Raw genomic sequence first — 13,276 nt, forward strand, 5'->3', positions numbered from 1 at the left:
ATGAAACAACGAAATCAACGCTATTTCACTTTAACAGCAGTTTTGCTTGCGGTGTTATTATTAATTGTGGCTTGTGGCAACAAAGAGAAGTCAGGTTCGTCTGAGGCAGAACCGACGAAACAGGAACAAGCGGCATCGGATGAGTCCCAAGATGCCACATTTACATTTAAGGATACAAATGGTGAGCAGACATTACCGCAAAAGCCAGAAAACATTGCTTCTACAGTGACATATTTGACGGATCATCTGATTGCACTTGGCATGACACCAAAAGCTACGGTGAAATCACAGAACGAAGATTTTCCGTTATATTTGAAGCCATTCTTGAATGATGTGGCTATCATCGGTGATCAAGGTAAGGTCAGTGCAGAGAAAATGCTCTCTCTTGGACCAGATCTGATTGTGACAGATACGAACAGCAAAGAGCAATTCGAGAATTATGCCAAAATTGCTCCAACGGCCATGCTTGAGAATGGATATGTGGCACCAGATTGGCAGACGGCATTTCGAGCTACCGCGGCGGCCTTTGGTCTGAACGAAAAGGCAGAAGAAGTGATAAATACCTATGAAACGCATAAAGCTGAGGCGATCCAGAAGGTTCACGCCAAAGCAGAGGGTAAGACACTGATGGTATTGCGGATAAGAAATGATATTCGGTATTACGGAGACATGGACTACAAGTGGCTTTATGATGATTTCGGTTTCTCCAGACCGGCTGTTTTCCCAGTGACAAGTGCTGAAAGTCGCTATGAAGTGTTGTCTAATGAAAAGCTGCCAGAAATCGATCCGGATTATATTATCCTTATTAATGATAATGAAGAAATCTATAACAATCTGCAGACCTTGGGGATTTGGAAAAACATGAAGGCTGTTAAAAATAATCAGGTATTCCAGGTGGCTTCAGATTCGTGGTTTGGCGGGTATGGACCCAATGCGGCTACTTCCATGCTGGATGACCTGAATCGTTTGTTCGGCGAATGATGAATGACCGGATTTGTGAGGAACTGGGCAAACACTTTAATCTTGTACAGGAACTGAATGGTGTACCCGTGGCATCGCTATGTGGAGAATCTATTGTTGATCCGGAGGCAATGAGAAGCTTTTTGTCCGCCTATCAACAGTTAATCGAGGGACAGGATCTAGCGGTTGCCGCAGCCTACTTCACCATTTGGTTCGGTGATGTGGCAGCTGCGCTGCAATATACCTTATCCGTCCATGATGCAGCTCCGAATTTCTCGCTAGCCAATCTGAGTATACATTTGATGAAGGAAACCGGATATACACGAATTGCTTTTCAACTTGAGAAAATGAATGTCATTCTCGCTCCGAAGGATTCGGAGGAAAGAACGGTCTGGCTTGAAGCAGAATTAAGACGTTTTTACAGTCAGACTGCACGTCCCCTTATGGAGTGTTTGTCCCAAGCTTCCGGGTTGCATGTAAGCATGTTGTGGGGGCAGTTGCCAACGGCTCTGCAAAACTACAGGGAGAATATCCATAATACGTATCAAGACGTGGAGGCTCTCTTGCGTCGATTTGCCGCTGATGAACAGGTGGTGCAAAATGGTCTGGAAGCTGATGTTTTTGGTCTGCCCAAGAATCCGCTTCATGTCAGGGTGCGGATGATTGATCATCCGCTGGAGCCTTCGAAGAGACTTGCGATCAAAAATGTCTGTTGCCTGCAATATTTACGACAAGGTCGCTCCTATTGTTACACCTGTCCGCGATTGGGCAAGAAGGAACGGGCCAATTGGAAGCCCTAAACCGGGAAGATAAAATAAAGCTGACAGGTTAATAAGCAATAAGAAAAACAGCCGCGCAGAAAGCAAAATGCGGCTGTTTGTGGCATTTATTACTGATTATCAACGACAGAATATTGTAATGATCTTATCGTGCCAGTCCTGGGATCATAACTTAGTTCGGATGTCGTTGCAGGTATCAAATGCAAGTTTATTAGGTTAGCTTTTAACTGCAAGCACAGTTCAATACAGGTTTACGGGCAGCTGTTGTTTCATCCAGACGGGTAACCGGTGTGCCATAAGGGGCATTGAGTACTAATTCAGGTGTCTCTTCTGCTTCCTTGGCAATGCGAATCATCGTATCGATGAACCCATCAAGTGTTTCTTTGCTCTCGGTTTCCGTTGGTTCGATCATGATGCACTCCTCAACGTTCAGCGGGAAGTACACAGTTGGCGGGTGATACCCAAAATCAAGCAATCGTTTGGCAACATCCAGTGTACGTACACCATACTGCTTCAACCCCCGACCAGACATAACGAATTCATGTTTACAAACGCCTGGATACGGAATCTCGTAGTAAGGTGCGAGACGAGCCATCATGTAGTTGGCGTTGAGCACCGCACATTCAGATACCCGTCGTAAGCCTTCAGGTCCATAAGTACGAATGTAGGCATAGGCGCGGACCAGAATTCCGAAGTTACCATAGTAAGCTTTGACCCGGCCAATGGATTGATCACCTTCGCGATCCAACGCATATATGCCCTCATCATTCTTGATGACCATCGGTTTTGGCAGAAATGGAATCAAGCGGCTCTTCACGCCAACCGGGCCGGCACCAGGTCCACCTCCGCCGTGAGGAGTACTCATTGTTTTGTGCAAATTCAGATGCACCACGTCAAAGCCCATATCGCCAGGTCGTGTGATGCCCATAATGGCATTGGAGTTGGCTCCATCGTAGTACAGCAGGCCACCTGCCTGGTGCACAATGGAGGCAATTTCCTGAATGTCTTTTTCAAAGAGTCCGAGTGTGTTCGGGTTGGTCAGCATGAGCGCTGCGGTGTCCGAGCCAACAGCTGCGCGAAGTGCGTCCAGATCCACCAGCCCGTCTGCGCGGGAAGGGATCGTTACCGTTTCGAAACCTGCTACGGTTGCACTTGCTGGGTTGGTCCCGTGAGAAGAGTCCGGTACGATAACTTTTGTGCGCTGTTCACCATGACCTTCGTGGTAGGCACGGATCATCATGAGCCCGGTCCATTCGCCATGTGCACCAGCGGCCGGTTGCAGCGTAACGGCATCCATACCGGTTAGTCCGGCAAGATCATTTTGCAACGTGTAGAGCAGCTCAAGTGCACCTTGAATGCTGGATTCATGCTGATAGGGATGAATTTTGGCGAATCCGTTGTAACGGGCCACATCCTCATTAATCTTCGGATTATATTTCATCGTACAAGAGCCCAGCGGATAGAATCCATTATCTACCCCGAAATTACGACGAGACAGGGCAGTGTAATGGCGAATGACGTCAACTTCAAAAACCTCAGGCAATGCTGCTGCTTCCGACCGAAGCATTTCCCGGGGAATCAGGGAATCCACAGCTTGACGGGGAACGTCGCATTCAGGCAAGGAATAAGCGACCCGACCCGGACTGCTGAGTTCAAAAATCAACGATTGCTCCGGTGCTGGAGAGGCAGCTTGATCAGTAACTGTTGTGTTAGTTTCAGGTTGGCCCGAAGTGGAGATAGAGGTTACCGTTTCCGATTGTCCTTGTGCTGATGTCGTCGTTGTCTTTGTTGTCGTTTCCTGAGTCACAGCGATCCCTCCAATACACGTGCGAATTCGTCGATCTCTTCCTTGCTGCGTCGTTCAGTAACCGCAATCAGCATATGTCCAGCGAGCTCAGGATAATCACGGCCAAGTTCATAGCCGCCAATGAAACCTGCATCGAGCAATTTCAGTTGCAGTGCTTCCACATTTGTTCCTTCAGGCAGTTGAATAACAAACTCATTGAACGTAGGAGCGGTAAACGTAAGAGAGACGCCTGGAATTGTGGTAAACGTGTTAAGGGCATAATGGCTCTTTTGCAAATTCAAATCAGCGACGTCGATCATGCCTTGTTTACCCATAATGGACATATATACAGAGGCGCTCAGCGCGAGTAACGCCTGGTTGGAACAGATGTTGGACGTCGCCTTTTCCCGGCGAATATGCTGTTCCCGTGCTTGCAGCGTGAGTACAAAACCACGCTTGCCGTTGCGGTCCGTTGTCTGGCCTACAATGCGGCCAGGAATCCGGCGCATATGAGCCTGGGATACCGCGAAATATCCGCATGTTGGGCCGCCGAGTGATGCGGCGATGCCAAGGGGCTGCGCGTCGCCAACGACGATGTCAGCACCCAGCTTGCCTGGGGCTTCCAGCAGACCCAGCGATAGCGGGTTGGCGCTGACCACGAGCAGGCTCTTGTGCGCATGGGCAAGATCTGCGGCCTGTTTTACATTTTCCACGGCGCCGAAGAAGTTCGGGCTCTGGATCATGACGGCTGCGGTGTCATCGGACACGGCGGCTTGCAGGGCATCCCAGTCTGTTACACCATTTTGATATCCAATCTCAACAATCTCCAGATTGAGGCCGTGAGCATAAGCTTGCAATACCTGACGGGATTCAGGGTGCACGGTGCGTGACACAATCAGTTGTTTGCGGCGGGTTGCCGCTGCGGCCAGATTGCCTGCTTCCGCAAATGCAGTCGCACCATCGTACATACTGGCATTGGCTACAGCCATACCTGTCAACTCACAGATGTAGGATTGAAACTCGAAAATCGCCTGCAATTCTCCTTGGCTGATCTCGGGTTGATAAGGTGTATAGGCGGTATAGAACTCGGAACGGGAGATGACATGATTAATGACGGAAGGTACGTGGTGATCATAAATACCTGCACCCAGGAAACTGGCGTGTGTCTCGAAGTTGGCATTCGCTGCCGCTTGCTTCGACATATGACGTGTCAGTGCATATTCATCGAGTTTGGAGGAAACAGGCAGTTCACCCTGATAGCGAATCTCCTGTGGAATGTCATGGAACAGATCTTCAATCGTTTCCACGCCGATGGTTGCCAACATGGCACTCTGATCCTGCTCGGTCATGGGAATGTAGCGATGCTTGCTCATGCTTGATCAGCTCCTTGAGTAGGTGTCTTTGGCGCACGTGTCCGTTTATGAAAAGGGGTCTTCACGACCTCGGCTTTTAGTTTCTTGCCACGAATCTCAATCTCCAGCGGGGTACCTAGTGCAGCATATTTGCTGTCGATCAAGGCCAGCCCCAGATTACGTTTCAACGTAGGCGACTGAGTCCCTGTGGTCACTTCACCAATCTGCACACCTTCGGCGTAAATGGGATAATGAGGGCGAGGAATGCCGCGCTCCAGTACTTCGATCCCGACCAGCTTGCGGGCAGGTCCATCATTTTTTTGCTGCAACAAGGCTTCATGTCCGATAAACGGTCCTGCATTTAACTTCACAAACATGCCAACGCCAGCCTCCAGCGGTGAGATAGTTGCAGACAATTCCTGTCCATACAGGGGCAGCTTGGCTTCAAAGCGCAGCGTATCCCGGGCACCCAGTCCTGTGGGAACAAGTCCGTGAGCTTCTCCGGCTTGCATCAATCCGTTCCAGACCGCAGCGGCTTGTTCCGCAGGAACGTAGAGCTCAAAGCCATCTTCACCCGTATATCCGGTACGGGATAACAGCAATGTAACGCCGCATACCTTCGCATTTGCCACAAAGCGGAAAGGCTCAATCGAAGACACATCCGTGTCTGTCACCGTTCTGAGAATATCTACTGCCAGCGGACCTTGCAGAGCAAGTAGCGCTGTTTGATCCGAATCATTGGTCATCGTTACGCCAGGCATCATGTGCTGTTGCAGCCATGCCCAGTCCTTATCGATGTTGGAGGCGTTAACCACCAGCATATATTGCTGGTCTTTCAGTTTATAAATCAGCAGATCATCGACCACGCCACCATCCGGATAACACATTAACGTATATTGGGCCTGACCGGTAACGAGTGTTGTTACATCATTAGTGGTCATGTGCTGTAAAAAAGCTTCTGCGTGTTCACCTTGTACGGTGAATTCGCCCATGTGGGATACATCAAATAATCCAGCACGTTCTCGCACCGCTTCATGCTCTTTCTGAATTCCGCTGAATTGTACCGGGAGCTCCCAGCCACCAAAATCAATGCATCGTACGCCTTCATATTGCTGATAGAGTGGAAAGAGTGGGGTTCTAAGCAAATCGGACATCCAATCACCTCGTCATGGGCCGTCAACCGGCCGAGTGTATAACCATGGATCAATGAATCTGGCATCATATTTTATTATAAAAGTAAGGTAAGGACGCGATAGGCAGCGCCGCTCTATAACCTGTTTTCGTTTTTTTGGGAAAAAGGAAAAGGACAGGCCAAAGAATCGGCATGCCAGAAGCACGCTGTATTCTTAGGCTCTGTCCTTGGTACCTGAGAGTTACCCCGCCGCATGATGCAGCAGGTTTCCCCTTGGGTGATCATAACGCCCACACAGGGCGATTAGATGCTCTCCAGAGTTGCGTCCCGTAAAAGTCCTTTTGCCTGAGAGATTCACCTCCGCTTGTCGGTGGTTTACTCCTTCGGCGTTACCGCATGTACACCCTGATTCGGGTGTCAAGGGTAATCTCTCCCTTTACATTCATCCGCGGGTATTGCATAGACCAATTAAACACATTTACTACTCTCATTAAAGCCTGAATCGACTATTGATGTCAAGAACGATATCATAGAAATGAATAAAAAAGCCGAATGATATTTTTAATTCGTTTCATAACGTTCGTCTATTTATAAAGAGTGCGCTTACTTTTCTAATATTCACCATTATATGTAGGGAGAGTGCATTTGAGTTACAGGTATATAAGGAAGAAAAACAAATAAATTGTGAGGTATCTTGACATTTGAATCGAAAATATCATACGCTATGTTCTGGGAAAAAGGTTAAGGTCAAAGAAACGCATGCACTCATTAATGAAAAGCGAGGCGGATATCGATGAGCGAATTGAAAAGTGATTTCCTGTACAGTGAAGAGCACGAATGGGTGCAGACCGTAGGGGAGGATACCGTACGTATTGGTATTACCGAGTTCGCGCAGCATCAGCTGGGTGACATTGTGTTTGTGGAATTGCCTGACCTGGAATCGGATGTAAAAGCGGAAGACGGCATTGGAACGATTGAATCCGTCAAAACCGTTTCGGATTTGTTTTCTCCTGTCAGTGGAACGATTATTGCTGTGAATGATGCATTGCAGGATTCCCCGGAGCTGGTTAACAACTCTCCATATGAGGAAGGCTGGATGATCGAGATTCGTGTTGAGGGCGACCTGACAGCAGCACTTTCCACGTTGATGAACGCGGATGCGTATCGTAAACATACGGAATAATATTAAGGTACAATTCACCGATTGGATAGAGTTTTAGCTTGATGCAAAAGTTTTTTTAAGGTAATAAAATGAATCGATGATTATAGATCCGAATGGTGATATTGCTTATTCGGAGAATACTTAGGCGCAATTGCCTCATCTGAATCAGGATGAGGTCATTGCGCTTTTTCGTTGTTACTCGATGAATTAGACTAATTAGATGAAATAAATATCAATCTAACATGTTTCATCATCATTTCTAAATGAGGTAGGAACAGCTCATTTAAATAGAATAAATTTACAATTTCATTTGTCATTAAAATGGGGCAATTCGTGGGTATGATACATGAAAGGGAATAACAGGTTTCGATCAATATACGGGTTTAAATATGGAACAATCCTTTAAATTTAAATCTTGTCATCAACGTTCATGACGGAAGTAGGTTTTCATTTCGTTGTAGAAGATACCGTTTTCATTTACGATATGGTTGTAAATTAAGATTTATTGCAGATTTGTACCTTCGTTCGTCTGGATCATCGTTGTCAAAATTCAGTGGAATCAAGGTTTAATATGTTGAGGAGGTTTTCAGTATGAGTTCAGTGGACGCAAAGTCCGAAAAAAGCGGAGGAATACGGGTTGGCGTTCAGAAGTTTGGACGTTTCCTAAGTGGTATGGTTATGCCGAACATGGGTGCTTTTATCGCCTGGGGTCTGATTACGGCATTGTTCATTCCAAAAGGATGGTTCCCTAACGCAGATTTTGCATTATTGGTTGATCCAATGATCAAATATTTGCTGCCTTTGCTTATCGGTTACACAGGCGGTACCATGGTACACGGCCAACGTGGTGGTGTAGTCGGTGCGATCATGACCATCGGGGTTATTGTCGGCAGTGATATTCCAATGTTTCTTGGCGCCATGATAGCCGGACCGTTGGGAGCCTGGGTCATTAAGAAGTTTGACAAGGCTGTCGATGGCAAAATCAAATCAGGGTTTGAGATGCTGGTTAACAACTTCTCCGCTGGTATTATTGGTGGGATTTTGGCCCTTCTAGCCCTTAAAGGCATCGGGCCTTTCGTTGAAGCGATTAGCAAGGTGTTATCAGCTGGGGTAGAAGCTTTGATGAATGCTGGTCTTCTCCCGCTGGTCAATCTGATCATTGAGCCAGGAAAAGTATTATTCCTGAACAATGCGATCAACCATGGTATTCTGACACCAATTGCTACGGATCAAGCAAGAGAATTGGGTCAATCCGTATTATTCATGCTCGAATCCAATCCAGGACCTGGACTTGGTATTTTGCTGGCATACTGTTTCTTCGGTCGCGGATCAGCCAAATCTTCCGCTCCAGGTGCTGTAATCATCCATTTCTTTGGCGGGATTCACGAGATTTATTTCCCTTACATTCTGATGAGACCGATACTGATTCTGGCTGCGATGGCTGGTGGTGTAGCGGGTACATTGACCTTTATGCTAACCGGAGCTGGTTTGGTATCAGCACCGTCACCGGGAAGTATCATTGCCTACTCGTTGTTAACACCTAAGGGTGGATACCTTGGCATGTTTGCAGGGGTAGCTGTAGCTGCGATCATCTCGTTCCTCGTAGCATCCATACTGCTCAAAACGGGTAAACAGAAGAACGATGAAGAAGATCTGGACAGTGCGTCCAACCGTATGAAAGATATGAAAAATCAGGGCAAAACGGGCAACCTCACCGTTGATAAAGACAATCGTGAAGCTGACCGTGCAGCCGATATTGCTTCTTCGGCAGTAAAAACGGATATCAATAAAATTGTATTCTCCTGTGATGCAGGTATGGGTTCGAGTGCCATGGGTGCCTCGATTCTCCGGAAGAAAATGAAGGCAGCCGGTGTGGATGTCGCTGTAACCAACACGGCGATCAGTGAGATTCCACAAGATGCCGACATCGTCATCACACAGAAAACATTGACAGACCGGGCCAAATCCGTGGCTCCAAATGCAGAGCATATTTCCATCGACAACTTCCTGAAGAGTCCTGAATATGAGGCACTGGTGGAGCGCCTCAAATCCGACTCCTGATGAGTAATATTACAAGGAGACAGCGTGAGATCGTGGAGTTCCTGCTGGAGCATCCTCATGAAGTAACTGCTGGCGATATAGCTGTTGCGGTCAAAGTAAGCACTCGTACCGTACATCGAGAGCTGCAGATGATTGAACAATGGCTTGAGCCCCTTGGCATGAGATTGGAAAAAAAATCGGGAACCGGGGTTCGAATTGATCCCGGTTCCGATGATTTGGCCGTATTGCGTCAACAACTTGAGCTTAACGAATATGTGGAGTTTACGCCCGAAGAGCGTAAACTCTTCATGCTTTGTATTTTGCTGGATGAATCCGAGCCTGTGAAGCTGCTTGCATTGGCCTCAGATCTGAAAGTAACCGTATCTACGGCAAGCAATGATCTGGACGATCTGGAGCCACGCATTCAGCTGGCAGGATTGAAGTTGGTTCGCAGACGTGGATATGGGGTCAAGATCAATGGAAGTGAGTTGGCTCATCGCATGGCTATTTCCGCGCTCGCTCTTGAATATCTGGATGAATCCGATTTGTTCGGTAGACAGGCGGAGCAGGGAGTATCCAAAGTAAGCAGCAAGCTTCTGGAAATGATAGGGCATGAGGATGTACTTACGGTCGAAAACGCGTTATGGCAGCCGGATATTGAGTGGTTGGAAAATATACCGGAGCGTCAATACATGAAGCTGCTGATCCAATTGTCTGTATCCGTTGTGCGGATTCGCAAAGGTTTTGGCATAGGTCGAAGCACTCAACAAGACAAAAAAGACGTTGGAATGCCTCTACATGTTGAGCAGAAGGTGCCGGAATATTTAGCTTCCCGTTTGTGCGGTGTTCTATCTGCCCAGCTTGGGCTGGAGTTTGTGGGCGAGGAGCAGGCTTATTTTCACAGGCTGCTGATTGAAATCGAGCAATCGATTCATTCCTCACGTCTGCTGCCCGTAGACGATCTGGTCTTACTTGACATGGTTCGTTCCCTCACAGATCGGATGCAGCAGAAAACTCATTATTCGTTCCATGAGGATCGTCTGCTCCGTGAAGGTCTGATTGCCCATATGGAGCCAGTACTGGAACGAATGGATGAACGGCAGCTCATCCGTAATCCGCTGCTTCAACAGATCCGCAAGGATTATGAATCACTCTTTGAGGATGTAAAGCAAGCAGTGCGAGAGGCTTGGCCCAATACGGATGTTCCGGATGAAGAGATCGGATTTTTGGTGATGCACTTCGGTGCTTCCATTGAACGACTGCGGGTGCTGAAACGTGAAATCAGGGCTGTCGTCGTTTGTACGAGCGGGATCGGATCTTCACGGATGTTATCGAGCCGACTGTCCAAGGAAATTCCCGAGATTCGGATTGTGGACAGTGTGTCCTGGTATGAAGCCGCGCGTATACCAAAGACGGAATATGATCTGGTTCTCTCTACTGTGGATCTGCCAATGGATAAACATCAATACTACAAGGTGAGCCCACTGCTGACGGCAGAAGAAAGTGAACGTTTAAGGCACTTCATCAGGACAACGACGCTTCAGCGGGAACATAGTCCCCCACCTGAAGCAGATTCAAGGACAACAGGACGATTTTCCGATCCGGTTGGACTGGAAGCGACCCTGATTGAAATCGTACAGATTATCGGCAAGTTTCAGGTGTTCCCGCTGGATAATCAGAAGATTGGATTTTTTGACACGGCCTATGCCATGTGCAGCGTTTTACATCAATCTGGTGTGTTAAATAATCCTGAAGAGATTGCCAGGCTGCTGGAGGAGCGTGAAGCGGTTGGAAGCCAGAAAATTCCTGGGACTTCCCTCGCTTTGTTTCATACACGCAGTGATGGCATTCACAGTCCTTCAATCACGCTGTTCCAGTTGACAGAGCCGCTTCTGCGCACGCCGGAAGACCCGACAGGTGTCAGCCATGTGCTCTTGATGCTAGGACCCAGACAGTTATCGAAGGAAAGTTTGGAAGTACTGAGTGAGATCAGTGCACTATTGTTGCAGGAAGAAATGATCACATTACTTGAAAAAGGCAACCGGGATGATCTTATTCATTACTTGTCCCAAGAACTTGCGGGATTTTACCGCAGCAAAACAGAAATTGGAGGTATTCAAACATGAGTGTGTTAACTAAAGATAAAGTCATCATGAATGCAACGGCTCAGGATAAATACGAAGCGATTCGTATGGCAGGTCAAATTTTGAAAGACGCGGGACATATCACCGCTGAATACATTGACAAAATGCTGGAGCGTGAAGAGATTGTCTCCACGTATGTTGGTAACGGACTTGCGATTCCACACGGCACGAAGGAATCCAAATCATTCATCCTGTCCACTGGTATATCGGTCATTCAGTTCCCGCAAGGTGTTGATTTTGGGGAAGAGAAAGCGTATATGGTAATTGGTATCGCTGCTCAGGGCGGAGAACATATGGAGATCTTGACCAGCATCGCAGTCATCTGCGCCGAGGAAGAGAACATGGAAGCTTTGCGTCATGCTCAAACTGCTGAAGAAGTCATCACTATTTTGGAAAGTGAAATGGAACTATGAAGGCCCTTCACTTTGGAGCAGGTAATATTGGACGTGGCTTTATCGGTTTGATTCTGTCCCGTGCAGGCTACAATGTCGTTTTCTCGGACGTTAACCAGGAGCTGGTTAAGGCTCTAGAGCAGCGTGGAGAATACACGGTTGAACTGGCTAACGAAGCCAAGGACCTGGAGACAGTTACCGGTGTGAGTGCGATCGATGGAACCAATCTGGATACCGTTGCTCAGAACGTTGCAGAAGCTGAACTGATCACAACCGCAGTGGGTGTGAACATCCTGAAACATATTGCTCCCGGTATTGCCAAAGGACTTACTTCCAGGCTGGGAACAGGTGATGTCTTCCAGCCGCTTCACATCATTGCTTGTGAAAACGCAATTGGAGCCAGCACTCAGCTGAAAGAACATGTATATGGTCTGCTTGATGAGCGGACTCGCCTGCTTGCGGATCAGTATGTGTATTTCCCAGACTCTGCCGTGGACCGGATTGTGCCGATTCAGCATCATGAAGATCCATTGCATGTACAGGTAGAGCCTTTCTATGAATGGGTTGTAGACCGTTCACAAATGGCTCCTGCGTTCAAACCGGTTGAGGGTGTAATGTATGTGGATGATCTGGAGCCTTATATCGAACGGAAGCTGTTTACCGTAAATACCGGACACTGTATTGCCGCTTATATTGGATATGTGAACGGGTTTGATACAATTCAGAAGGCTATCGCCGATGAAAAAGTCAAATCCATCGTATATGGTGCCTTGCAGGAAACCGGAGCAGTTTTGGTGAAGCGTTTTGGATTCAATGCCGACGATCATCAGATGTACATTGCCAAAATATTGGAACGGTTCGTTAACCCACATCTGACGGATGAGGTAACTCGTGTAGGACGTTCTCCACTGCGGAAACTGTCCCCGAATGACCGTCTGGTTCGCCCGGCTCTCCAGGCTTACGAGTATGGAACGGAGACAACACATCTGGCAATGGGCATGGCCGCTGCCTGCAAGTTTGACATTTCCGAAGACCCGGAAGCGGTAGAACTCCAGACTACGATCCAGCAAAAAGGGATTGAAGCAGCACTCAGCCAGTATACGTCCATGGATGAGAGTCACCCTGTACTGAAGCAGGCTGTAGCGCATTATCAACAACTGCAGAAGTAATGGTCTGTATTTCAATACAAAATTATATCAATAGAAGAAGAGCCTCACAGGGTTAACTGTGGGGCTCTTTATTTTGCTCTGTCTTCTTTTTATACGTATCCAGACATGCCTCGCAGATGCAGGACTTCCTGCGCTGTTCTGCCGGAATGGGGTCAAACACCCCTTCTGGGAACACTGCCCGGTTACACCAGCATTCTGAATGAGGACGACCAGCGGCATAGGAGCAGCCATTGGCCTCCCCACACAAAGGACATACAAGAACTTCTGGAGTGACTTTGTTTGTATCTTGCTCAACAGACATACGAGTCTTCCTTCCCCGATGAATTTCTAACCACGAACGATCGATAGGTTTATTAAAGT

11 protein-coding genes and 2 riboswitches are annotated in these 13,276 nt (G+C 47.7%); of the genes, 7 read left to right on the forward strand and 4 right to left on the reverse strand.

Annotation, left to right across the window (positions count from 1 at the left end; all coding sequences use genetic code 11):
• The gene (locus ACR1R9_RS02965; RefSeq protein ID WP_433921799.1) at positions 1-981 is read left to right on the forward strand and encodes an ABC transporter substrate-binding protein; all 981 of its coding nucleotides are present in this window, start codon (positions 1-3) and stop codon (positions 979-981) included.
• A complete protein-coding gene (locus tag ACR1R9_RS02970) occupies positions 978-1,760 on the forward strand; it encodes a hypothetical protein (protein ID WP_433921798.1) in 783 nt (260 codons plus the stop codon). The genes ACR1R9_RS02965 and ACR1R9_RS02970 overlap by 4 nt, the downstream gene beginning before the upstream one ends.
• 202 nt (positions 1,761-1,962) lie before the next feature.
• On the opposite strand, the gene gcvPB is transcribed toward ACR1R9_RS02970, so the two are convergent.
• The 3 genes from gcvPB to gcvT form a co-directional block, all read right to left on the reverse strand.
• Complete coding sequence (gene gcvPB / locus ACR1R9_RS02975) at positions 1,963-3,402, reverse strand: aminomethyl-transferring glycine dehydrogenase subunit GcvPB (RefSeq protein WP_433923762.1); 1,440 nt, start codon at positions 3,400-3,402, stop codon at positions 1,963-1,965.
• A gap of 140 nt (positions 3,403-3,542) precedes the next feature.
• The gene (gcvPA, locus tag ACR1R9_RS02980; protein WP_433921797.1) at positions 3,543-4,898 is read right to left on the reverse strand and encodes an aminomethyl-transferring glycine dehydrogenase subunit GcvPA; all 1,356 of its coding nucleotides are present in this window, start codon (positions 4,896-4,898) and stop codon (positions 3,543-3,545) included.
• The gene (gene gcvT / locus ACR1R9_RS02985; protein ID WP_433921796.1) at positions 4,895-6,031 is read right to left on the reverse strand and encodes a glycine cleavage system aminomethyltransferase GcvT; all 1,137 of its coding nucleotides are present in this window, start codon (positions 6,029-6,031) and stop codon (positions 4,895-4,897) included. Before gcvT ends, gcvPA begins: the two co-directional genes overlap by 4 nt.
• A 197-nt stretch (positions 6,032-6,228) precedes the next feature.
• Positions 6,229-6,329, reverse strand: a riboswitch (glycine riboswitch).
• A 3-nt stretch (positions 6,330-6,332) separates the two neighbouring features.
• Positions 6,333-6,455: riboswitch (glycine riboswitch) on the reverse strand.
• Positions 6,456-6,802: 347 nt separating this feature from the next.
• Here gcvT and gcvH point away from each other — a divergent pair.
• The 5 genes from gcvH to ACR1R9_RS03010 all read left to right on the forward strand — a co-directional run bounded on the left by gcvH (position 6,803) and on the right by ACR1R9_RS03010 (position 12,916).
• Complete coding sequence (gene gcvH / locus ACR1R9_RS02990) at positions 6,803-7,192, forward strand: glycine cleavage system protein GcvH (protein WP_063566882.1); 390 nt, start codon at positions 6,803-6,805, stop codon at positions 7,190-7,192.
• Between the two features lie 570 nt (positions 7,193-7,762).
• Positions 7,763-9,232 carry a PTS mannitol transporter subunit IICB gene (locus ACR1R9_RS02995; RefSeq protein ID WP_163757572.1) on the forward strand — a complete coding sequence of 490 codons (1,470 nt, stop codon included), beginning with the start codon at positions 7,763-7,765 and terminating at the stop codon, positions 9,230-9,232.
• Positions 9,232-11,337, forward strand: coding sequence for a BglG family transcription antiterminator (locus ACR1R9_RS03000; protein ID WP_433921795.1), 2,106 nt, complete (start codon positions 9,232-9,234; stop codon positions 11,335-11,337). The genes ACR1R9_RS02995 and ACR1R9_RS03000 overlap by 1 nt, the downstream gene beginning before the upstream one ends.
• Positions 11,334-11,768, forward strand: coding sequence for a PTS sugar transporter subunit IIA (locus ACR1R9_RS03005; protein ID WP_024633110.1), 435 nt, complete (start codon positions 11,334-11,336; stop codon positions 11,766-11,768). Before ACR1R9_RS03000 ends, ACR1R9_RS03005 begins: the two co-directional genes overlap by 4 nt.
• Entirely contained in the window at positions 11,765-12,916 is a 1,152-nt protein-coding gene (locus ACR1R9_RS03010) for a mannitol-1-phosphate 5-dehydrogenase (RefSeq protein WP_076287796.1), read from the forward strand. Before ACR1R9_RS03005 ends, ACR1R9_RS03010 begins: the two co-directional genes overlap by 4 nt.
• A 52-nt stretch (positions 12,917-12,968) precedes the next feature.
• On the opposite strand, the gene ACR1R9_RS03015 is transcribed toward ACR1R9_RS03010, so the two are convergent.
• The gene (locus tag ACR1R9_RS03015; protein ID WP_099856835.1) at positions 12,969-13,217 is read right to left on the reverse strand and encodes a cysteine-rich CWC family protein; all 249 of its coding nucleotides are present in this window, start codon (positions 13,215-13,217) and stop codon (positions 12,969-12,971) included.
• Positions 13,218-13,276 lie beyond the last annotated feature (59 nt).

The sequence above is a fragment of the Paenibacillus taichungensis genome (assembly GCF_050994985.1).
GTDB classification, from domain to species: domain Bacteria; phylum Bacillota; class Bacilli; order Paenibacillales; family Paenibacillaceae; genus Paenibacillus; species Paenibacillus taichungensis.

Bases quoted from the DNA above. Each gene is read 5' to 3' on its own strand.
- ACR1R9_RS02965 (WP_433921799.1), top strand. From the start codon at position 1: ATGAAACAACGAAATCAACGCTATTTCACTTTAACAGCAGTTTTGCTT.
- ACR1R9_RS02970 (WP_433921798.1), top strand. From the start codon at position 978: ATGATGAATGACCGGATTTGTGAGGAACTGGGCAAACACTTTAATCTT.
- gcvPA (WP_433921797.1), bottom strand. From the start codon at position 4,898: ATGAGCAAGCATCGCTACATTCCCATGACCGAGCAGGATCAGAGTGCC.
- gcvT (WP_433921796.1), bottom strand. From the start codon at position 6,031: ATGTCCGATTTGCTTAGAACCCCACTCTTTCCACTCTATCAGCAATAT.
- gcvH (WP_063566882.1), top strand. From the start codon at position 6,803: ATGAGCGAATTGAAAAGTGATTTCCTGTACAGTGAAGAGCACGAATGG.
- ACR1R9_RS02995 (WP_163757572.1), top strand. From the start codon at position 7,763: ATGAGTTCAGTGGACGCAAAGTCCGAAAAAAGCGGAGGAATACGGGTT.
- ACR1R9_RS03000 (WP_433921795.1), top strand. From the start codon at position 9,232: ATGAGTAATATTACAAGGAGACAGCGTGAGATCGTGGAGTTCCTGCTG.
- ACR1R9_RS03005 (WP_024633110.1), top strand. From the start codon at position 11,334: ATGAGTGTGTTAACTAAAGATAAAGTCATCATGAATGCAACGGCTCAG.
- ACR1R9_RS03010 (WP_076287796.1), top strand. From the start codon at position 11,765: ATGAAGGCCCTTCACTTTGGAGCAGGTAATATTGGACGTGGCTTTATC.
- ACR1R9_RS03015 (WP_099856835.1), bottom strand. From the start codon at position 13,217: ATGTCTGTTGAGCAAGATACAAACAAAGTCACTCCAGAAGTTCTTGTA.